The organism is Kribbella sp. ALI-6-A, assembly GCF_001984195.1.
GTDB lineage: Bacteria > Actinomycetota > Actinomycetes > Propionibacteriales > Kribbellaceae > Kribbella.
In genome coordinates this window covers 640,865-660,704 of record NZ_MTQN01000011.1, presented here as the reverse complement: position 1 = coordinate 660,704, position 19,840 = coordinate 640,865, and the positions used below count along the sequence as shown (strand labels likewise).

Annotated in this window: 18 protein-coding genes; 16 read left to right on the top strand and 2 right to left on the bottom strand. The window is 70.8% G+C overall.

From position 1 onward, the window contains the following. Positions 1-867 carry a GNAT family N-acetyltransferase gene (locus tag BWI15_RS40475; protein WP_077016643.1) on the top strand — a complete coding sequence of 289 codons (867 nt, stop codon included), beginning with the start codon at positions 1-3 and terminating at the stop codon, positions 865-867. Positions 868-927: 60 nt separating this feature from the next. Here the strand turns inward: BWI15_RS40475 and BWI15_RS23625 are convergent, their stop codons facing one another. Next, entirely contained in the window at positions 928-2,043 is a 1,116-nt protein-coding gene (locus BWI15_RS23625; protein ID WP_077016642.1) for a dipeptidase, read from the bottom strand. A 101-nt stretch (positions 2,044-2,144) separates the two neighbouring features. Here BWI15_RS23625 and hisI point away from each other — a divergent pair, with 101 nt between their 5' ends. The 13 genes from hisI (at position 2,145) to BWI15_RS23560 (ending at position 12,725) form a co-directional block, all read left to right on the top strand. Further along, the gene (gene hisI, locus BWI15_RS23620) at positions 2,145-2,474 is read left to right on the top strand and encodes a phosphoribosyl-AMP cyclohydrolase (protein ID WP_077016641.1); all 330 of its coding nucleotides are present in this window, start codon (positions 2,145-2,147) and stop codon (positions 2,472-2,474) included. Beyond that, the gene (locus tag BWI15_RS23615; RefSeq protein WP_077016640.1) at positions 2,471-3,961 is read left to right on the top strand and encodes an anthranilate synthase component I; all 1,491 of its coding nucleotides are present in this window, start codon (positions 2,471-2,473) and stop codon (positions 3,959-3,961) included. Before hisI ends, BWI15_RS23615 begins: the two co-directional genes overlap by 4 nt. Next, positions 3,961-4,494: a Trp biosynthesis-associated membrane protein gene (locus BWI15_RS23610; protein ID WP_077016639.1), complete on the top strand. Its 534-nt coding sequence runs from the start codon at positions 3,961-3,963 to the stop codon at positions 4,492-4,494. Before BWI15_RS23615 ends, BWI15_RS23610 begins: the two co-directional genes overlap by 1 nt. A 52-nt stretch (positions 4,495-4,546) precedes the next feature. Beyond that, positions 4,547-4,810 carry an HGxxPAAW family protein gene (locus BWI15_RS23605; RefSeq protein WP_143465788.1) on the top strand — a complete coding sequence of 88 codons (264 nt, stop codon included), beginning with the start codon at positions 4,547-4,549 and terminating at the stop codon, positions 4,808-4,810. A 15-nt stretch (positions 4,811-4,825) separates the two neighbouring features. After that, on the top strand, positions 4,826-5,632 hold the full coding sequence (gene trpC, locus BWI15_RS23600; protein WP_077016638.1) for an indole-3-glycerol phosphate synthase TrpC: 807 nt from the start codon (positions 4,826-4,828) through the stop codon (positions 5,630-5,632). 109 nt (positions 5,633-5,741) lie between these two features. Next, positions 5,742-6,965 (top strand): tryptophan synthase subunit beta, encoded by a 1,224-nt coding sequence (gene trpB, locus BWI15_RS23595; RefSeq protein WP_077016637.1) that lies wholly within the window; start codon positions 5,742-5,744, stop codon positions 6,963-6,965. Beyond that, entirely contained in the window at positions 6,962-7,789 is an 828-nt protein-coding gene (trpA, locus tag BWI15_RS23590) for a tryptophan synthase subunit alpha (protein ID WP_077016636.1), read from the top strand. The genes trpB and trpA overlap by 4 nt, the downstream gene beginning before the upstream one ends. Before the next feature lie 7 nt (positions 7,790-7,796). Then, positions 7,797-8,462 carry an SCO family protein gene (locus BWI15_RS23585; RefSeq protein ID WP_077016635.1) on the top strand — a complete coding sequence of 222 codons (666 nt, stop codon included), beginning with the start codon at positions 7,797-7,799 and terminating at the stop codon, positions 8,460-8,462. Continuing rightward, complete coding sequence (locus tag BWI15_RS23580) at positions 8,459-8,944, top strand: MauE/DoxX family redox-associated membrane protein (protein WP_077016634.1); 486 nt, start codon at positions 8,459-8,461, stop codon at positions 8,942-8,944. Before BWI15_RS23585 ends, BWI15_RS23580 begins: the two co-directional genes overlap by 4 nt. Continuing rightward, positions 8,941-9,648: a DsbA family protein gene (locus BWI15_RS23575; protein WP_077016633.1), complete on the top strand. Its 708-nt coding sequence runs from the start codon at positions 8,941-8,943 to the stop codon at positions 9,646-9,648. The genes BWI15_RS23580 and BWI15_RS23575 overlap by 4 nt, the downstream gene beginning before the upstream one ends. A 239-nt stretch (positions 9,649-9,887) precedes the next feature. Further along, positions 9,888-10,901, top strand: coding sequence for a prolipoprotein diacylglyceryl transferase (gene lgt, locus BWI15_RS23570; RefSeq protein ID WP_083750958.1), 1,014 nt, complete (start codon positions 9,888-9,890; stop codon positions 10,899-10,901). 202 nt (positions 10,902-11,103) lie between these two features. After that, positions 11,104-11,772: a VIT1/CCC1 transporter family protein gene (locus BWI15_RS23565; protein ID WP_077016631.1), complete on the top strand. Its 669-nt coding sequence runs from the start codon at positions 11,104-11,106 to the stop codon at positions 11,770-11,772. Between the two features lie 155 nt (positions 11,773-11,927). Next, complete coding sequence (locus BWI15_RS23560; protein WP_143465786.1) at positions 11,928-12,725, top strand: serine/threonine protein kinase; 798 nt, start codon at positions 11,928-11,930, stop codon at positions 12,723-12,725. Here BWI15_RS23560 and BWI15_RS23555 read toward each other — a convergent pair. Continuing rightward, positions 12,718-13,524: a phosphotransferase family protein gene (locus BWI15_RS23555; protein WP_077016629.1), complete on the bottom strand. Its 807-nt coding sequence runs from the start codon at positions 13,522-13,524 to the stop codon at positions 12,718-12,720. The two genes, BWI15_RS23560 and BWI15_RS23555, sit on opposite strands and share 8 nt — an antisense overlap. 251 nt (positions 13,525-13,775) lie before the next feature. Here BWI15_RS23555 and gltB point away from each other — a divergent pair, with 251 nt between their 5' ends. Together gltB and BWI15_RS23545 are read left to right on the top strand one after the other, a co-directional pair. Then, positions 13,776-18,299, top strand: a complete 4,524-nt coding sequence (gene gltB, locus BWI15_RS23550) for a glutamate synthase large subunit (RefSeq protein WP_077016628.1) — start codon at positions 13,776-13,778, stop codon at positions 18,297-18,299. Continuing rightward, positions 18,299-19,765, top strand: coding sequence for a glutamate synthase subunit beta (locus BWI15_RS23545; protein WP_077016627.1), 1,467 nt, complete (start codon positions 18,299-18,301; stop codon positions 19,763-19,765). The genes gltB and BWI15_RS23545 overlap by 1 nt, the downstream gene beginning before the upstream one ends. Positions 19,766-19,840 lie beyond the last annotated feature (75 nt).

Below are 19,840 nucleotides of genomic sequence, written 5' to 3'. Positions count from 1 at the left end.
ATGACGATCGTGCGGGAGACGCCCGCGGTTGGTGGGCTGGAGTTGGTGGCGGCGCGGCTGGCGGAGTGGCAGGTGGACGACGGGCCGGTGCAGTTGCATCCGGGGGATCTGGGGTGGTTCTGGCGGTTCGGGGTGGAGCGGACGGCCGGCGCGGTGCGGACGTGGGCGCGGGACGGGGAGATTCTGGCGATCGGGATGCTGGACGAGCCGGATCTGCTGCGGTTGGCGATCGCGCCGCAGGCGCACGGCGACGAGGAGTTGGCGCGGCAGATCGTCGCCGACGCGGTCGACCCGGAAGAGGGCGTGCTGATCGCCGGGAAGGTGTATCTGGAGGCGCCGATGGAGTCGCGCGTTCGGGATCTGTTGTTCCTGGAGGGCTGGGACGCCGACGACCCGTGGCAGCCGCTGGAGCGTGACTTGGCCGAGCCGGTGGAGGACTGCGGGCTGGCGATCGAGATTGTGACGGCGGAGACGGCGGCGGAGCGGACGGCGATTCAGCGGGCTTCGTTCGACGGGTCGACGTTCACCGACGAGCGGTGGCACGCGATGGCCGACGGTACGCCGTACGCGCGGGCGCGGTGTCTGATCGGACGTGACGCGAGGGGTGCCGCGGTCGGCGCGGTGACGGTGTGGTCGGCGGGCAAGGGGCGGCCGGGGCTGATCGAGCCGCTCGGGGTCGTGCGTGAGCACCGCGGTCGCGGGTACGGGCGCGCGATGACGGTGGCTGGTGCCGCGGCGTTGCGCGAGCTGGGGGCGTCGAGGGCGCAGGTGCTGACGCCGTGCACCAACGAGGGGGCGGTCGCGACGTACCGCAGCGCGGGATTCGCGCTGCTGCCGCAGCGGCGGGATCAGTACCGCAAGGAATAGGCAGGAACGCCCAAGCCCACGTGCGCCGCGTGCTCCTGACGGGAGCACGCGGCGCGGCGGCTACGCGCCGGAGACCTCGTCCGCGGCCCGCAGCACCCGCAAGATGTTGCCTCCGGCAAGCTTCGCCAGCTCCTCGTCCGACCAGCCCCGGTCGGCCAGCGCGTAGAACAGCGACGGGTACGACGCGACGTCCGGCAACCCGACCGGGAACTGCGGGCAGCCGTCGTAGTCGCCGCCCAGGCCGATGTGGTCGATCCCGGCCACCTCGCGGACGTGTTCGACGTGCGCGACCACGTCCTCCAGCGTCGCCCGCGGACGCGGCTTGCCGAGCTCCGCCTCGAGCTTCTTCTGGTCGGCCGGCTTCAGCGGATCCAGGCCGCGCGACTCGGCCGGCTCGCGCACCTCGGCGACCCAGTCCACGAACGGCTGCGAGACGAAGTACGGCACGAAGGTGACCATGCAGACGCCGTCGTTCCCGGCCAGCGTGGTCAGTACGTCGTCCGGCACGTTCCGCGGTACGTCGCAGACCGCCCGGGCCGACGAGTGGCTGAAGATCACCGGCGCCGTCGTCACCCGCAGCGCGTGCCGCATCGTGTCGGCCGAGACGTGCGACAGGTCGACCAGCATGCCGATCCGGTTCATCTCCGCGACCACCTGCTCGCCGAACTCGTTCAGCCCGCCGAGCACCGGCTCGTCGGTGGCCGAGTCGGCCCAGGAGACGTTGTTGTTGTGCGTCAGCGTCATGTACCGGACGCCGAGCGCGCGCATCACCCGCAGGACGCCGAGCGACTCGCCGATCGAGTGCCCGCCCTCCATGCCCATCAGCGACGCGATCCGGCGCTCCTTGAACGCGGCCTCGACGTCGTCGGCGGTCGGGGCCAGCACCATCGACTCCGGGAAGCGCTCCACCAGCCGGTGCACGAAGTCGAGCTGCTCGAACGTCCGGCGCACGGCGTGCTCGTCCTGCGGCACCCACAACGACCAGAACTGCGCGGCGACCTGCCCGAGCCGCAGCCGCGGCAGGTCGGTGTTCAGCTTCGGGACCGACACGCTCAGGTCGTAGGCGTCCAGGTCGTAGCCGCACAACTCGTAGAAGGCGATCGGCAGATCGTTGTGCCCGTCGATCAGCGGATGCTCCTGCAACAGCGTCTGCACCCGCGCCACACTCGTCGTCATCCCCACATCCTGTCAGCCCGGCCCGTGGCTGTCAGGCGGCCGGTGCGTCCAGTCCTGACCTCCTGGTCAGGGGGTGGCCCGGGCTGAGGGACAATGGTTCGGTGAGTATCGAGGAGCTGACCTTCGACGCGGCCGGGCTGATCCCGGCGGTGGTGCAGCAGTACGACACCCGCGAGGTGCTGATGGTCGGCTGGATGAACGCCGAGGCCGTCCGCCGTACCGCCGCGACCGGGCGGAGCACGTTCTGGTCGCGCAGCCGCCAGGAGTACTGGGTGAAGGGCGAGACCAGCGGGCATCGCCAGCACGTGAAGCAGATCCTCGTCGACTGCGACGCCGACACCCTGCTGGTCCTCGTCGACCAGGAAGGTCCCGCCTGCCACACCGGCACGCGCAGCTGCTTCGAGCACGGCGAGATCGAGGTCGAGGCATGAACAGCCCGGACCTCGAGACGTTTCGGGAGTACGCGAAGGATCGGCGGGTCATTCCGGTGACTCGCCGGCTGCTGGCCGACGCGGAGACGCCGATCGGGGTGTACGGCAAGCTCGCGGCCGAGCGGCCGGGCACGTTCCTGCTGGAGTCGGCGGAGAACGGCGGCGTCTGGGCGCGCTACTCGTTCATCGGTGTCCGCAGCGCCGCGACGCTGACCGAGCGCAACGGCGAGGCGATCTGGACCGGCACGCCGCCGGTCGGTCTGCCCGCCACCGGTGACCCGCTGCAGGTGCTGCGGGAGACCCTGGAGATCCTGCACACCCCGCGCCTGCCCGATCTGCCGCCGCTGACCGGTGGCATGGTCGGCTTCCTCGGGTACGACGCGGTCCGCCGGCTGGAGAAGTTGCCGGACACAACGGTCGACGACCTCGGCCTGCCCGAGCTGACCTTCCTGTTCGCCACCGACCTGGCCGCGCTCGACCACGAGACCGGCGAGATCTGGCTGATCGCGAACGCGGTGAACTGGGACGACTCCGACGAGCGCGTCGACGAGTCGTACGCCGACGCCGTCCGCCGGCTCGACGCGATGGAGCGCGACCTGGCCCAGCCGACCCCGTCGTACGTCGTCCGCGCGGATCGTCAGGCGCAGCCCGAGCCGCACCGGCAGCGCTCCAGCGCGGAGTACCGGGAGGCCGTCGAGCACGCCAAGGAGGAGATCCGGGCCGGCGAGGCGTTCCAGATCGTCGTGTCGCAGCGCTTCGAGCTGGAGACGACCGCGAGCGCGCTCGACATCTACCGGGTGCTCAGAAGGTCCAACCCGAGCCCGTACATGTACCTGGTCCGGCTGGACGGTTTCGACATCGTCGGCTCCAGCCCGGAGGCGCTGGTCAAGGTCACCGACAACAAGGTGATCCTGCACCCGATCGCCGGCACCCGCCGCCGCGGGCTGACGCCGGAGGAGGACCACGCGCTGGAGGAGGAGCTGCGCGCCGACGCCAAGGAGCGCGCCGAGCACCTGATGCTGGTCGACCTCGGCCGCAACGACGTCGGCCGGGTCTGCGCGCCGGGCACCGTCGAGGTGGTCGACTTCATGGACGTGCGCCGCTACAGCCACGTGATGCACCTGGAGTCGACCGTGACCGGGCGGCTGGCGGCCGGCAAGACCGCCTTCGACGCGCTGACCGCGGCGTTCCCGGCCGGGACGTTGTCCGGGGCCCCCAAGCCGCGGGCGATGGAGATCATCGACAAGCTCGAGGTCACCCGCCGCGGCGTGTACGGCGGGGTCGTCGGCTATCTCGACTTCGCCGGTGACGCCGACACCGCGATCGCGATCCGGACCGCGGTGCTGCGCGGCACGACGGCCTACGTGCAGGCCGGAGCCGGCATCGTCGCGGACTCCGACCCGGCCGCCGAGGACGCCGAGTGCCGTACCAAGGCCGCCGCCGTACTCAACGCGATCGCCGTCGCAGGAACGTTCTCCGAGGTCTGATGCGCAGCCCGCAACGTGTAGTCGACCTGCTTGCCCTGGCGGCGCTGGGTCTGCTCGCCCTGTCGGCCTACCTGACCTGGTCGACCGCCGACCCGGGCAGCGGCCGGCCGGCGGTCGACTTCAACGGGTACGCCGTGAGCCGTGCGCCGCTGACCCTCGGTCTGGCGGCCGTGGTCGCGGTGGTCGTGGCCAAGCTCGCCGGTACGGCGCTGCGCCGGGTGCTGTCGGCCCTCGTGCTGCTGATGGGTGTCGCGGCGGTCTGGGTGGCGCTGGAGGTCCGGCCGAACACGACCGAGCTGGGACGGCTCCGGCCGGAGCTGAGCCAGGCCGTCACCGACCACGTCGGACTGGGGACCGGACCGGCTCCCTGGGTCGCGCTCGCCGGTGGACTGGCGCTGGTCGCGGCGGGGCTGACCGGCGTACTGACGGCGCATCGCTGGCGCCGGCCGACCCAGCGTTACGAGCGTGATCCGGCCGCCACACCCGCGGATCAGTGGAAGGCGATCGACGCGGGTGAGGACCCGACGATCTGATCGCGGCGGGCTACCGCCACAATAGGACGGACGACGACGAGGAGTGGCGCAGGTGACGGACAAAACGACCACGGACCAGCAGCTGACGTACGAGAGCGAGGACGCCCACGCGGGCGGCCTGCACGGCAGCACTCCGGCGGCCTGGACCGCCGTGGTGATCGTGCTGGTCGGCTTCACCCTCGGCGCGATCGCGATGGTGATGGGACCGAACTGGGTGCTGTTCTGGATCTCGGCCGCGATCGCGGTGGCGGGCGGTCTGGTCGGCAAGGTCATGCAGTTGCTCGGCTTCGGTGCCAAGTCCAGCGACCACTCCTGACGGACGGACCACGACATGACTGTGCTTGACGACATCCTCGCCGGGGTCCGGGAGGACCTCGCGGAGCGCCAGGCGCTGGTCAGCCTGGACGACCTCAAGCTCGAGGCGCAGCGGATGCCCGATGCCAAGGACCCGATGCCGGTCTTCCGCGGCGACGGGATCGCGGTGATCGCCGAGGTGAAGCGGTCCAGCCCGTCCAAGGGCGCGCTGGCCGAGATCACCGACCCGGCCGCGCTGGCCGGGGAGTACGAGCAGGGCGGCGCGGCGGCGATCTCGGTGCTGACCGAGAAGCGCCGCTTCAACGGCAGCCTGGAGGACCTGCGCGCGGTCCGCGGCCGGGTCGACGTCCCGGTCCTGCGCAAGGACTTCGTGGTGTCGTCGTACCAGCTGTGGGAGGCGCGCGCCGCCGGTGCGGACATGGTGCTGCTGATCGTGGCGGCGCTGGAGCAGGAGGCGCTGGTCTCGCTGATCGAGCGGGCCCAGTCGATCGGTCTGTGCCCGCTGGTGGAGGTGCACGACGAGGAGGAGACCAAGCGGGCCGTCGACGCCGGGGCTCAGCTGATCGGCGTGAACAACCGCAACCTGAAGACCCTCGAGGTCGACCGCGACACCTTCGCCCGGGTCGCGCCCGGCATCCCGGCCAACCTGGTCCGGGTGGCGGAGTCGGGCGTGCGCGGCCCGCGTGATGTAATCGAGTTCGCGCGCGCCGGGGCCGATGTCGTCCTCGTCGGTGAAACCCTGGTGACCGGCAGCGATCCCCGCTCCTCGGTCGCCGATCTGGTCGCTGCCGGATCGCACCCCGCCATCCAGCAGCGTCACTGAGACGTAGAACCCTGTTCGGCAGGGTCTGTTACCGTCTGCGGGCTCAACCTCTGTTGGGCCCGCGATGCGGTTTCCGGGCCCTGGCCGGCCGGGGTCGGAAGGCGAAGAGATGACCACACTGCTGCCCGACCAGCTCGGGCACTTCGGCCGTTTCGGCGGCCGGTTCATGCCGGAGGCCCTGATCGGCCCGCTGGACGAGCTGACCGCCGCGTGGCAGGAGGCGATGGCCGACAAGGCCTTCACCGACGAGTTCGAGCGGATGCTGCGCGAGTACGCCGGCACCCCGAGCCTGCTGTACGACGCGACCCGGCTGTCCGACGTGGCCGGCGCCCGGATCCTGCTCAAGCGCGAGGACCTCAACCACACCGGCGCCCACAAGGTCCGCAACGTGCTCGGCCAGGCGCTGCTGACCAAGCGGATGGGCAAGACCCGCGTGATCGCCGAGACCGGCGCCGGCCAGCACGGCGTCGCCACCGCGACCGCGTGCGCGTACCTGGACCTCGAGTGCGTGGTGTACATGGGCGAGGTCGACACCGAGCGCCAGGCGCTGAACGTGGCCCGGATGAAGCTGCTCGGCGCCGAGGTGATCCCGGTCAAGACCGGGTCGCGCACGCTGAAGGACGCGATCAACGAGGCCCTGCGCGACTGGGTCGCCAGCGTCGACAACACCCACTACCTGCTCGGTACGGCGGCCGGTGGCCACCCGTTCCCGGCGATGGTGCGCGACTTCGTCCGCGGCATCGGCGACGAGGCCCGGGCCCAGTCGCTCGAACTGCTCGGCCGGCTGCCCGACGCCGCGATCGCCTGTGTCGGCGGCGGGTCGAACGCGATCGGCCTGTTCGCCGCGTTCGTGCCGGACACCGGCGTGAAGCTGTACGGGATCGAGGCCGGCGGTGACGGCTACGAGACCGGCCGGCACGCCGCGACGATCACGGCGGGGCAGATCGGCGTACTGCACGGTGCCCGGTCGTACCTGCTGCAGGACGACGACGGGCAGACGATCGAGTCGCACTCGATCTCGGCCGGTCTGGACTACCCCGGTGTCGGCCCGGAGCACGCGTGGCTCGCCGAGACCGGCCGGGCGACGTACCGGCCGGTGACGGACGCGGCCGCGATGGACGCGCTGAAGCTGCTGGCCCGGACCGAGGGCATCATCCCCGCGATCGAGTCGGCGCACGCGGTGGCCGGCGCGCTGGAGATCGCCCGCGAGCTCGGCCCGGAGGCCGTGCTGCTGGTGAACCTGTCCGGCCGCGGCGACAAGGACATGGACACCGCCGGCGAGTGGTTCGGCCTGATCGACGCGAAGATCGAACCGAAGGACGTACGGGCATGAGCGAGCAAGTGGTTGCCCTGGGCAATGCAGGGCGCGCGATCCGGGCCGCCCGCGACGAGGGCCGCGCCGCGCTGGTCGGTTACCTGCCGGCCGGTTACCCGACGATCGACGGCGGCGTGGACGGGATCAAGGCGCTCGTCGACGGCGGTGTGGACGTGATCGAGATCGGCCTGCCGTACAGCGACCCGGTGATGGACGGCGTGACCATCCAGCGCGCCACCGAGATCGCCCGGGCCGGCGGTGTGCGGACCCGCGACGTACTCGCGACGGTCGAGAAGATCACCGCGTACGCCGACGTACCGGTACTGGTGATGACGTACTGGAACCCGGTCGAGCGCTACGGCGTGGACCGGTTCGCCACCGACCTGGCCGGGGCCGGGGGAGCGGGGCTGATCACGCCCGACCTGATCCCGGACGAAGGCGCCGAGTGGATCGCGGCGGCCGACAAGCTCGACCTGGACAAGGTGTTCCTGGTCTCGCCCTCGTCGACCGACGAGCGGATCGCGCTGACCACGGCGAACTGCCGCGGTTTCGTCTACGCGACCGCTGTGATGGGTGTCACCGGCGCACGCGAGCAGGCCTCCGACCTGGCCGCGCCGCTGGTGGCCCGGACCAAGGCGACGACCGGGCTGCCGGTCGGCGTCGGGCTCGGCGTCTCCAACGGCGACCAGGCGGCCGGCATCGCGGCGTTCGCGGACGCGGTGATCGTCGGAGCGGCGCTGGTCAAGGCGCTGGGCGACGGTGGACCGGCCGGCGTCCGGGCGCTGACCGAAAGTCTCGCCGAGGGCGTCCGGCGGGAACCCACGGCCGCCGCCGCTCGTTAGAACGCCCGTGAGTCGAACCAGGAACGCGGCCGTCCTCGTCGCCGCGGTGGCTCTGCTGGCCCTCGCAGGCTGCGGGAGCGGGCAGAAGCAGCAAACCGCCGACAACCCCGGCGGGGCGGTGATCCGGACCGCCTCCGCCGACCCGAACGGGCTGCGTGGCGCGGTGCTGGACCGGCCGTACGCCCTGCCGGCCAAGTCGCTGACCGACACCTCGGGCAACGAGTTCAACCTGCGCACGTCGACCAAGAAGCCGGTCACGCTGGTGTTCTTCGGTTACACCAACTGCCCGGACGTGTGCTCGACGGTGATGGCCGACGTCGCCTCCGCGCTGACCAAGCTCGACGATCCGGTCCGCAACGACGTCCAGATGCTGTTCGTGACCACCGACCCGGCGCGGGACACCGGGCCGGTGATCCGCAAGTACCTGGACCGGTTCGACCCGTCGTTCGTCGGGCTGACCGGGTCGCTGGCCTCGATCAAGGACATCGCGAAGGCGGTCGGCGTACCGGTGGAGGGCATGAAGAAACTGCCGTCCGGCGGCTACGAGGTCGGTCACGGCGCTCAGGTGCTCGGCTTCGGCAAGGACGAGAAGGCGACCGTGCTGTGGTTGTCCAACGCCGCGATCGGTGACATGGCGCACGACTTCGGCAAGCTGGTGGAGGACAACCGGTGATCCGGCGGGCCTGGCTGCCCAGGGTGTCGACGGCGGCCCGGCTGACGCTGGGTGCCGTGATGCTGGTGGCCGGTGCCATCGAGGTCGCCGACCCGGCGATGGCCGTCCAGGCCGTCCGTGCCTACGAGTTGTTGCCGCAGGCACTGGTGACCCCGGTGGGGTGGGGTCTGCCGTTCCTCGAGATGGCGATCGGCCTGCTGCTGATCGCCGGTTTCGGCACCCGTCCGGCCGGTGTGGCCGCCGGGGTGTTCATGGTGGTGTTCATCGCCGCGGTCTCGTCCGCCTGGGCCCGCGGCTTGTCGATCGACTGCGGCTGCTTCGGCGGCGGCGGTACGGTCGCGGCCGGTCGGACCGAGTACCTGCAGGAGGTCCTGCGCGACACCGGTCTGCTGGTCCTCGCGGGCTGGCTGTTCGCCCGCCCGTTCAGCAAGTTCGCGCTCGAATCGAATCCCCACGTATCGACAGGAGTAACGGCGTCGTGAGCAAGAGGAAACCCCCGGTCAACCCGCTGGTGGAGAACAAGAAGCGACGGATCGGTCCCGGCGTCGTCGTGGTGGTGGTCCTGGTGCTCGCGCTCGGCGCGGGCGTCGGCGTCCAGTACTGGCGCAGCAATTCCGGCGTCGAGGTCAGCTCGAACGGCGGACCGGAGCCGACGGTGATCACCGGCCCGGGCACCAGCGGCCAGGGCGTGAAGGTCGGCAAGGCGGGCGCGAAGGCGAACATCGACCTCTACCTGGACTTCCGCTGCCCGCACTGCAAGGACTTCGAGGACGAGACCAGCTCGACCATCGACAAGTTGGTCGACGACGGCACCGCCACGGTGACCTACTGGCCGATGACGTTCGTGAGCCGGGACGCCTCGCCGCGGCTGGCGAACGCGTTCGCCGCGGCCGCCGCGGCCGGCAAGGCCCGCAGCTACGCCGACGAGCTGTACGCCGACTTCGCCAAGTCCTGGACCGAGGACCAGCTGATCGAGCTGGGCAAGCAGCTGAAGATCGACGACGCCACCTTCGAGGCGGCCGTCAAGGACAACAAGTACGGCGGCTGGCTGGAGTCGGTCGGCCAGGCCGCGACCGCCCGCAAGGTCGAGGGCACGCCGGCGGTTTTCGTCAACGACAAGATGCTGCCCTCGGACCAGCTCACCCCCGAAGGCATCACCGCCGCCGTCACCGAGGCCAAGGGCTAGGGGCGTGGTGACCGAGGGCATGCGTGCTGCGCGGCACCCGGCACGGCACCTCGGCGCACTGGAGCAAAGGCCACGATGGAAAAGCATCGAGGCCTTCACTCCAGCACACCGAGCTACCGCACCGGGCACCTGCTCGCGACTGCATGCCCTCGGTCACCACGCCCCTGCACTCCGAGTCCCCATCGTGACCGCCGGTTGGTGGTCGCGGTGGGGGCGGTCGAGTAGCGTTCGTGCTTGCCATGTTTAGTCAGCTGACCGCCGTGATCGTACCGGCCTTCATTCCCAGTCCCAGCCAGGGTGTCTGGCACGTCTTCGGGCTGCCGGTGCGTGCGTACGCGCTGTGCATCCTGGCCGGCATCTTCGCCGGCTACTGGCTCGGCCGGAAGCGCTGGGTCGCCCGCGGCGGATCCGCCGAGGTGCTCGCCGACGTCTTCATGTGGGCGGTCCCGTTCGGCCTGGTCGGCGCGCGGATCTACCACGTGCTCACCGACTGGGGGCAGTACTTCGGCTCCGGCTCCCCGAACGACCCGATCGACGCGCTGAAGATCTGGAACGGCGGGCTGGGGATCTGGGGCGCGATCGCGTTCGGCGCGCTCGGCGCCTGGATCGCCTGCCGCCGGCACAAGGTGCCGTTCCTGGCAGTGGCCGACGCGATGGCGCCGGGCATCGCGCTCGCGCAGGTGCTCGGGCGCTTCGGCAACTACTTCAACCAGGAACTGTACGGCCGGGTCACCGATCTGCCGTGGGCCCTGGAGATCGACACCAAGGACGTGGACGGCAACGTCATCGGTCAGACGCTGCATCACCCGACGTTCCTGTACGAGGCGATCTGGAACCTCGGTGTGATCGCGCTGGTGATCTGGGCCGACCGCCGCTGGAAGCTCGGCCACGGCCGCGCCTTCGCCCTGTACGTCGCGGCGTACACCGTCGGGCGCGGCTACATCGAGACCCTCCGCGTCGACGCCGCCGAACACGTGCTCGGCCTGCGGCTGAACGTCTGGACGTCGATCATCCTGTTCGTGCTCGCGGTCGTGTTCTTCGTGATCAGCGCCCGCACGCGGCCTGGGCAGGAGGACATCCGCACGACTCCGGCGGCCGGCGACGACACCCCGGGCGAGGCCCTGCCTGCCGAGCCCACGCCGGTGGTCGAAGGCACCCGCCCGGAGGACGAGGCGCCCGCGGACCCAGCCACGCCGAAGGCCGACGCGACGACCGGCCCGGACAAGCCGTCCATCGACGGGTCTCGTGACTGACGGAAGTCCCGCAGGCAACACGCCGCCTGCGGGCGAAGAGCAGGCGGCGGCCTCGGTGCCGCCTGCTTCTTCGGCCTCGGTGCCGCCTGCTTCGTCGGCCTCCGCTGCGCCTGTCGCATCGGCCTCCGCCGGACCTGCGCCGTCGGCGCCTCGCGCACCAGGTGGTTCGCCGGAGCACTCCGGCGACCACACCCATCGCGACGTGACCGGTGGCTGGCTGCGTCCCGCCGTGTTCGGCGCCATGGACGGTCTGGTCAGCAACTTCGCGCTGATCGCGGGCATGGACGGCGGCACCGAATCCGGCTCGAAGTTCATCGTCCTGGCCGGGCTCGCGGGACTCGCCGCGGGCGCGTTCTCGATGGCGGCGGGGGAGTACACCTCGGTCGCCTCCCAGCGCGAGCTGGCCCACGCCGAGATCGAGGTCGAGCGGCGCGAGATCCAGCGGCATCCGGTCGACGAGGAGTTCGAGCTCGCCGAGACCTACCGCGCGAAGGGCCTCGATCCGGACCTGGCCAGCAAGGTCGCCGAGCAGTTCCACGCCGACCCCGACCAGGCCCTGGAGGAACACGTCCGCGAGGAGCTCGGCATCGACCCCAACGACCTCCCGTCGCCGGTCGTCGCCGCCGCGTCGTCGTTCGTCTGCTTCGCCATCGGCGCCCTGGTCCCGCTCCTGCCGTACCTGCTCGGCGCCTCCAACGTCCTGCCCGCCCTCGTGCTGTCGCTGACCGCGCTGTTCGTCTGCGGCGCCGTCGTCAGCCGCGTCACCACCCGCTCCTGGTGGTACTCCGGCCTCCGCCAGCTCCTCCTCGGTGGCGCGGCCGCGGCGCTGACGTACTTCGTCGGCACCCTCGTCGGTCCAGGCATCGGCTGAGCCGGACCTCCACCACTCACCAACCACCCCCGGAGCGCCTGCTCAGCGGTCCTCCACGCCTGCCACCGGCCGACGGCGGAAGGTTGGTGAGTGCTGCACGTCCGCCTCGTCGAATGCCGTCGCCCTCGAAGCCCTGGGCCGGTAGCGTCCGGCGCGTGTTTCCCGCAGAGATCACCCAGCAACCGGCCGACTACCTGCAGTCCCTCGGCCGGGTCTTCGCCCGGTTCGGCGCCGACACCCAGGACTCCGGCAACATCTCGTACGGCGTGGACACCGGCGACGCCCGCTACTTCTGCAAAACCGCTGGCGACCCCGACGACCAAGCTCCCTACCTGGACTTCGAGGCCCGCGGCCAACTCCTCCGCAACGCCGCCCGCCTCGCGACGACTGTCCGGCACCCGTTGCTCCCGGACTTCCACCAGCTGATCGAGTCGCCCGGCGGCCCGATCCTCGTCTACGACTGGCGCGACGGCGAGCACCTTGGCACGCCCGCCGAGCGACGGGACGACCCGTCCACACCGTTCCAGCGCTTCCGCGCGCTGCCCGTCGAGCGGATCGTCGCCGCACTCGACCGGCTCTACGACCTGCACGCCGACCTCACCGCCGCCGGCTGGGTCGAGGGCGACTTCTACGACGGCGCGCTGCTCTACGACTTCACCCAGCACCAGCTGACCGTCATGGACCTCGACAGCTACGTGCACGGCCCGTACCGCAACACCATGGGCCGCATGTTCGGCAGCACCCGCTTCATGGCCCCCGAGGAGTTCGCCCTCGGCGCCCCCGTCGACGACCGCACGACCGCCTACGTGATGGCTCGCACCGGCCTCGTCCTGCTCGGCGAAGGCGACGCCTTCCGCGGCACCAACCCCCAGTACGACGTGCTGCAGGAAGCCACCACCACCCGCTACCCCAGCTACACCGCCTACCACACCGCCTGGCTGCGCGCTAGGTAGCCGCCTCCAGCACCACGTGACGCAGCTCGGTCAACCGGCGCAGATGCTCACGAGGCGACGGCTGCGTGAGCAACCAAGCGGCCCGCGAGGCCGCGGTGTACGCGGCAACCAGTACGGCGCCCCGCCGCACCGACGGATCTCCGAACGCGCCGACCAGTTCGTCGAGCGATCGCGACGAGGCGAGCAGCAGGTAGCCGAGGTCGAAGCCGAGCGGCCCGTGGCCGAATTGCTCCCAGTCGATTGCGACCACGTCGTCCCCGGCGCGGCCGATCAGGTTCACCGGATGGGCGTCCCCGTGGGTAGGAACGTGGGGGAGCGCAGCGAGCTCGGCAAGCAACGACTCGCGGCGGTCCCACAGCGATTTGAGGGCCGCTAGCAACGAACCGTCGACGACACCGTCGAGCGGCGACCATCCGCCACGCCGCGCCACGGTCTCCAACCGAACCCGCAGGATGTCCCGGGCACCCCACGGCTGCTCCGGCACAGCCGCAGCCGCGAACCGGCCCAGCGCCGCGGCCAGGACCAAGTCGTCCGACGCCACCGGCTCGACCCACCGCATCCACAGAAGCAGTCCCTCGCCGTCCTCCTCGACGGCAAGCGTCTCCGGCGCTCTCAGGCCCGGTGTGTGCTCCAGCAGCCCCGACTCGCCCACCAGGGCTTGCCGGCGCCAGTACGCGTGGTGACGGGGCTCTCCAGGGCCGCGCACGAGGCGTTTGACCACCGCGCCGTCCGGCGTACGCCAGACCCCGCCGGTGTACTGCCCAGTGCCGGCCGTCAGCGGTGTCCAGGAGGGATGCACAGCGCCCAGCCTGCCGGAGAAAGCGCCGGATGTTCACCTGGATTCGGCTGGTCGGGCGGCGTCGTTACTGCGAAGATGGAGCACCGGAGTGAGCGCTTGCTTACAGGGCGTGACACTGAACGGTGAAAGGGCGTCCGGCGGTGAAACGACTGTCCATCTGTCGGGCGTCATGAGGTAGTCTCGGGACTCCCGGCTTGGGCCAATGTTGTCCCGCGGCCAGTAGTTGACCGTAGGACGACGGGAGCCCCTGGATGTTTGGTCGCCCCCCTTTCCCCGCTGAGGGTTTGTACGACGGCAAGCACGAGCACGACGCGTGCGGTGTCGCCTTCGTCGCCACCCTGACCGGTGAACCGAGCCACGACATCGTGGCCAAGGCTTTGACCGCCCTGCGCAACCTCGAGCATCGTGGTGCCTCCGGCGCCGAACCCGACTCCGGCGACGGCGCCGGCATCCTGATCCAGGTGCCGGACGCGTACTACCGCAAGGTGTGCGACTTCGACCTGCCGGTCGCGCGCGGCTACGCCACCGGCATCGCGTTCCTGCCGCAGGATCCCGACGACGCCGCCAAGGCCGTCGCGCGGATCGAGGAGCTGGCCGACGAGGAAAACCTCACCGTCCTGGGCTGGCGCGACGTGCCGACCACGCCGGACCTGCTCGGCGCCACCGCCCGTTCGGTGATGCCGGTGTTCCGCCAGCTGTTCGTCGCCGCGAAGGCCGGCCGGGTGCTCGGCCTGGCGCTGGAGCGGATGGCGTTCCGGCTGCGCAAGCGGGCCGAGCGGGAGACCGCGACGTACTTCCCGTCGCTGTCCGGCCGGACCATCACCTACAAGGGGATGCTGACCACCGACCAGCTGGACAAGTTCTTCCCCGAGCTGACCGACCCCGACCTCGCCTCGGCGATCGGCGTCGTGCACAGCCGGTTCTCCACCAACACGTTCCCGTCCTGGCCGCTGGCGCACCCGTACCGCTACATCGCCCACAACGGTGAGATCAACACCGTTCAGGGCAACCGGAACTGGATGCGCGCCCGCGAGGCCCTGCTGGCCAGCGACCTGATCCCGGGCGACCTGGAGCAGCTGTACCCGATCTGTACGCCGGGCGCCTCGGACTCCGCGTCGTTCGACGAGGTGCTGGAGCTGCTGCACCTGGGCGGCCGGTCGCTGCCGCACGCGATGCTGATGATGATCCCGGAGGCGTGGGAGAACGCCACCACGATGGACCCGAAGCGGCGCGCGTTCTACGAGTTCCACTCGACGCTGATGGAGCCGTGGGACGGCCCGGCGTCGGTGGTCTTCTCCGACGGCACGAAGGTCGGCGCGGTGCTCGACCGCAACGGCCTGCGCCCGTCGCGGTACTGGGTCACCGAGGACGGTCTGGTCGTGCTGGCCTCCGAGGCCGGTGTCCTGGACATCGACCCGGCGACGGTCACCCAGAAGGGCCGGCTCGAGCCGGGCCGGATCTTCCTGGTCGACGTCGATGCGCACCGGATCGTCACCGACGCCGAGGTGAAAGCCGCCCTGGCCGACGAGCACCCGTACGACGAGTGGCTGCACGCCGGGCTGATCCGGTTCGAGGACCTGCACGAGCGCGAGCACGTCGTGCACAGCCACGCGTCGGTGACGCGCCGCCAGCAGGTCTTCGGCTACACCGAGGAAGAGCTGCGGGTCCTGCTCACCCCGATGGCCAAGACCGGCGCCGAGCCGATCGGCTCGATGGGCACCGACACGCCGATCGCCGTACTGAGCGACCGGCCGCGACTGCTGTTCGACTACTTCGCGCAGTTGTTCGCCCAGGTGACGAACCCGCCGCTGGACGCGATCCGCGAGGAGCTGGTGACCTCGCTGTCGTCGTCGCTCGGCCCGGAGTCGAACCTGCTCGACCCGAGCCCGGCGTCCTGCCGTCAGGTGGTGCTGCCGTTCCCGGTGATCACCAACGACGAGCTGGCCAAGCTGCGCCACATCAACCTGGACGGCGACATGCCGGGCCTGGCGACGATGGTGCTGCGCGGCGTGTACGACGTCGAGGGCGGCGGCGACGCGCTGAAGCGGCGGCTGGACGAGATCTGCGCCGAGGCGTCCGCGGCGATCGCCGACGGGGCCCGGATCCTGGTTTTGTCCGACCGGCACTCCAACGCGGAGAAGGCACCGATCCCGTCGCTGCTGCTCACCTCCGCGGTGCACCACCACCTGGTCCGGGAGAAGACCCGCACCCAGGTCGGTCTGGTGGTCGAGGCCGGTGACGTCCGCGAGGTGCACCACGTCGCGCTCCTGATGGGGTACGGCGCGGCCGCGATCAACCCGTACCTGGCGCTGGAGTCGGTCGAGGACCTGGCCCGGCGCGGCACCTACCTGCCCGGGATCGACCCTGAGCAAGCGGTCAAGAACGTGGTGAAGTCGCTCGGCAAGGGCGTGCTCAAGGTGATGTCCAAGATGGGCGTCAGCACCGTCGCGTCGTACACGGGCGCGCAGATCTTCGAGGCGACCGGTCTGTCGCCGGACCTGGTGGACGCCTACTTCACCGGTACGTCGAGCAAGCTCGGCGGCATCGGGCTGGACGTCGTCGCCGAGGAGGTCCGCCAGCGGCACCTGCGGGCCTACCCGGCCGACGGGATCCTGCCGGCGCACCGCAAGCTCGAGGTCGGCGGCGAGTACCAGTGGCGGCGTGAGGGCGAGCCGCACCTGTTCGACCCCGAGACCGTGTTCCGGCTGCAGCACTCGACCCGGACCGGGCGCTACGACATCTTCAAGCAGTACACGCAGCGCGTCGACGAGCAGTCCGAGCGGCTGATGACGCTGCGCGGTCTGTTCGGCTTCAAGTCGGACCGGCAGCCGATCAGCGTCGACGAGGTCGAGCCGGTCAGCGCGATCGTCAAGCGGTTCAGCACCGGCGCGATGAGCTACGGCTCGATCAGCGCCGAGGCGCACGAGACGCTCGCGATCGCGATGAACCAGCTCGGCGGCAAGTCGAACACCGGTGAGGGCGGCGAGAACTCCGACCGCCTGCACGACCCGGCGCGGCGCAGCTCGATCAAGCAGGTCGCGTCCGGCCGGTTCGGCGTGACGGCGGAGTACCTGACCAACTCCGACGACATCCAGATCAAGATGGCGCAGGGCGCGAAGCCCGGCGAGGGCGGCCAGCTGCCCGGCCACAAGGTCTACCCGTGGGTGGCCGGCACCCGGCACTCGACGCCCGGCGTCGGCCTGATCTCGCCGCCGCCGCACCACGACATCTACTCGATCGAGGATCTGGCCCAGCTGATCCACGACCTGAAGAACGCCAACCCGTCGGCCCGGATCCACGTCAAGCTGGTCTCCGAGGTCGGGGTCGGCACGATCGCGGCGGGCGTCAGCAAGGCGCACGCGGACGTCGTACTGATCTCCGGCCACGACGGTGGGACCGGCGCGGCTCCGCTGACGTCGCTCAAGCACGCCGGCGGCCCGTGGGAGCTCGGCCTGGCCGAGACCCAGCAGACCCTGCTGCTCAACGGTCTGCGCGACCGGATCGTCGTCCAGACCGACGGTCAGCTGAAGACCGGCCGGGACGTCGTGGTCGCGGCGCTGCTCGGCGCCGAGGAGTACGGCTTCGCCACCGCGCCGCTGGTGGTGTCGGGCTGCATCATGATGCGGGTCTGCCACCTGGACACCTGCCCGGTCGGCGTCGCCACCCAGAACCCGGTGCTGCGCGAGCGCTTCGCCGGCAAGCCGGAATTCGTGGTGAACTTCTTCGAGTTCATCGCCGAGGAGGTCCGCGAGTACCTGGCCGAGCTCGGCTTCCGCTCGCTGGACGAGGCGATCGGCCACGCCGAGGTGCTCGACATCGAGCGCGCCGTCGACCACTGGAAGGCCGACGGGCTCGACCTGTCGCCGATGCTGCACGTGCCGTCGCTGCCCCAGGGCGCCTCGCTGCACCGGACGGTGCCGCAGGACCACGGCCTGGACAAGGCGCTCGACAAGGAGCTGATCCGGATCTGCGCGCCGGCCATCGAGAACGGCGAACCGGTCCGCGCCCAGCTCCCGATCCGCAACGTGAACCGCACCGTCGGCACGATGCTCGGCCACGAGATCACCAAGAAGTACCGCGCCGCCGGGCTGCCCGACGGCACGATCGACCTGACCTTCACCGGGTCGGCCGGCAACTCGTTCGCGGCGTTCGTGCCCAAGGGTGTGACGCTGCGGCTCGAGGGCGACGCGAACGACTACGTCGGCAAGGGCCTGTCCGGTGGGCGGGTGGTGATCCGCCCGGACCGCGAGGCGCGGTTCGACGCGGCCGACCAGATCATCGCCGGCAACGTGATCGCGTACGGCGCGACGTCGGGTGAGCTGTTCATCAACGGTGGCGCGGGGCAACGGTTCTGCGTGCGCAACTCCGGCGCCACCGCCGTGGTCGAAGCGGTCGGCGACCACGCCTGCGAGTACATGACCGGTGGACGTGTCGTGGTGATCGGCGCCGTCGGCCGGAACTTCGCGGCGGGCATGTCGGGCGGCGTGGCCCACGTGCTCGACCTGGACCCCGCGCTGGTGAACCCGGAGCTGGTCGACCTGCTCCCGCTCACCACCGAGGAGTCCGACCTGTTGCAGGACCTGGTCCGCCGTCACCACGAGGAGACCGGTTCGGAGCGGGCGGCCAAGCTGCTCGCTGACTGGACCGCCGCCGAGGCCAGGTTCACCACGGTGATGCCCCGCGACTACGCCCGGGTGCTGGCGGCCAAGGCGGCCGCCGAGCGCGACGGGCTGGACGAGGACGCCACCACGCGAGCGATGATGGAGGCCATCTGATGGCTGACCCGAAGGGATTCCTGACCACTCCGCGCGAGGTGGCCGAGCGCCGCCCGGTCGAGGAACGCAAGCGGGACTGGAAAGAGGTCTATCCCGGTGGACCGGGCAAGGCGCTGCTGCCGATCATCGGCAAGCAGGCCGGCCGGTGCATGGACTGCGGGATTCCGTTCTGCCACTCCGGCTGCCCGCTGGGCAACCTGATCCCGGAGTGGAACGACCTGGTCTGGCGCGACGACTGGACCGGGGCGATCGAGCGGCTGCACGCGACCAACAACTTCCCCGAGTTCACCGGCCGGCTCTGCCCGGCCCCGTGTGAGCCGGCCTGCGTGCTCGGCATCAACCAGGAGCCGGTGACGATCAAGAACGTCGAGGTCGCGATCATCGACAAGGCCTGGGAAGCCGGCGACGTCCGGCCCCAGCCGCCGGAGTGGCTGACCGGCAAGACGATCGCGGTCGTCGGCTCCGGCCCGGCCGGCCTGGCCGTGGCCCAGCAGCTGACCCGCGCGGGACACACCGTCGCGGTGTACGAGCGCGCTTCGGCGCCGGGCGGCCTGCTGCGCTTCGGCATCCCGGAGTTCAAGATGGAGAAGATCCAGGTCGACCGCCGGATCCAGCAGATGAAGGAGGAGGGCACGGTCTTCCGCTCCGGCGTCAACGTCGGCGTGGATGTCACCGGGACCCAGCTCAAGCAGCGCTACGACGCCGTGGTGATCGCCACCGGCGCGACCGCCGCCCGGGACCTGCCGGTGCCCGGTCGTGAGTTCGCCGGGATCCACCAGGCGATGGAGTACCTGCCGCAGGCCAACCGGGTCGCGCTCGGCGAAACGGTCGAGGACCAGATCGTTGCGACCGGCAAGGACGTGGTGATCATCGGCGGCGGCGACACCGGCGCCGACTGCCTCGGTACGGCGCACCGCCAGGGGGCGCGCAGCGTCACCCAGCTGGAGATCATGCCGCGCCCGTCCGACGAGCGGCCGGCCGGCCAGCCCTGGCCGACGTACCCGATGATCTACCGGGTCGCATCGGCGCACGAGGAGGGCGGCGAGCGGGTGTACGCCGTCTCGACGAACAACTTCGTGGCCGACGACAACGGTCACGTTGCCGGACTGGACCTGGTCGAGGTCGAGCTGGTGGACGGCAAGTTCACGCCGGTGCCGGGCAGCGAGCGGACCATCCCGGCGCAGCTGGTGCTGCTCGCGATGGGCTTCCTCGGCCCGGAGAAGGAAGGGTTCCTCGACCAGCTCGGCGTGGAGCTCGACGAGCGCGGCAACGTCAAGCGGGACAAGTCGTACCAGACCTCGGTCGACGGCGTGTTCGCCTGCGGTGACGCGGGCCGCGGGCAGTCCCTGATCGTCTGGGCGATCGCCGAGGGCCGGTCCTGCGCGAACGGTGTCGACGCGTTCCTGACCGGTTCGTCGACGCTGCCGACGCCGATTCCGCCGACCGCCAGGCCGCTGGTGGTCTGACCCCTGGTGAACAGCGGGCGCGGGTTGGAGAAACGCCGCGCCCGCTGAGCCAAGGGTTTGATCCGGACCCCTAAG

What these genes read in the sequence shown, in the direction of transcription:
- BWI15_RS23545 (WP_077016627.1), top strand. Translation starts at nt 18,299, where the DNA reads ATGGCTGACCCGAAGGGATTCCTGACCACTCCGCGCGAGGTGGCCGAG.
- lgt (WP_083750958.1), top strand. Translation starts at nt 9,888, where the DNA reads ATGTTTAGTCAGCTGACCGCCGTGATCGTACCGGCCTTCATTCCCAGT.
- trpA (WP_077016636.1), top strand. Translation starts at nt 6,962, where the DNA reads ATGAGCGAGCAAGTGGTTGCCCTGGGCAATGCAGGGCGCGCGATCCGG.
- trpB (WP_077016637.1), top strand. Translation starts at nt 5,742, where the DNA reads ATGACCACACTGCTGCCCGACCAGCTCGGGCACTTCGGCCGTTTCGGC.
- BWI15_RS23615 (WP_077016640.1), top strand. Translation starts at nt 2,471, where the DNA reads ATGAACAGCCCGGACCTCGAGACGTTTCGGGAGTACGCGAAGGATCGG.
- gltB (WP_077016628.1), top strand. Translation starts at nt 13,776, where the DNA reads ATGTTTGGTCGCCCCCCTTTCCCCGCTGAGGGTTTGTACGACGGCAAG.
- trpC (WP_077016638.1), top strand. Translation starts at nt 4,826, where the DNA reads ATGACTGTGCTTGACGACATCCTCGCCGGGGTCCGGGAGGACCTCGCG.
- BWI15_RS23625 (WP_077016642.1), bottom strand. Translation starts at nt 2,043, where the DNA reads ATGACGACGAGTGTGGCGCGGGTGCAGACGCTGTTGCAGGAGCATCCG.
- BWI15_RS40475 (WP_077016643.1), top strand. Translation starts at nt 1, where the DNA reads ATGACGATCGTGCGGGAGACGCCCGCGGTTGGTGGGCTGGAGTTGGTG.
- BWI15_RS23610 (WP_077016639.1), top strand. Translation starts at nt 3,961, where the DNA reads ATGCGCAGCCCGCAACGTGTAGTCGACCTGCTTGCCCTGGCGGCGCTG.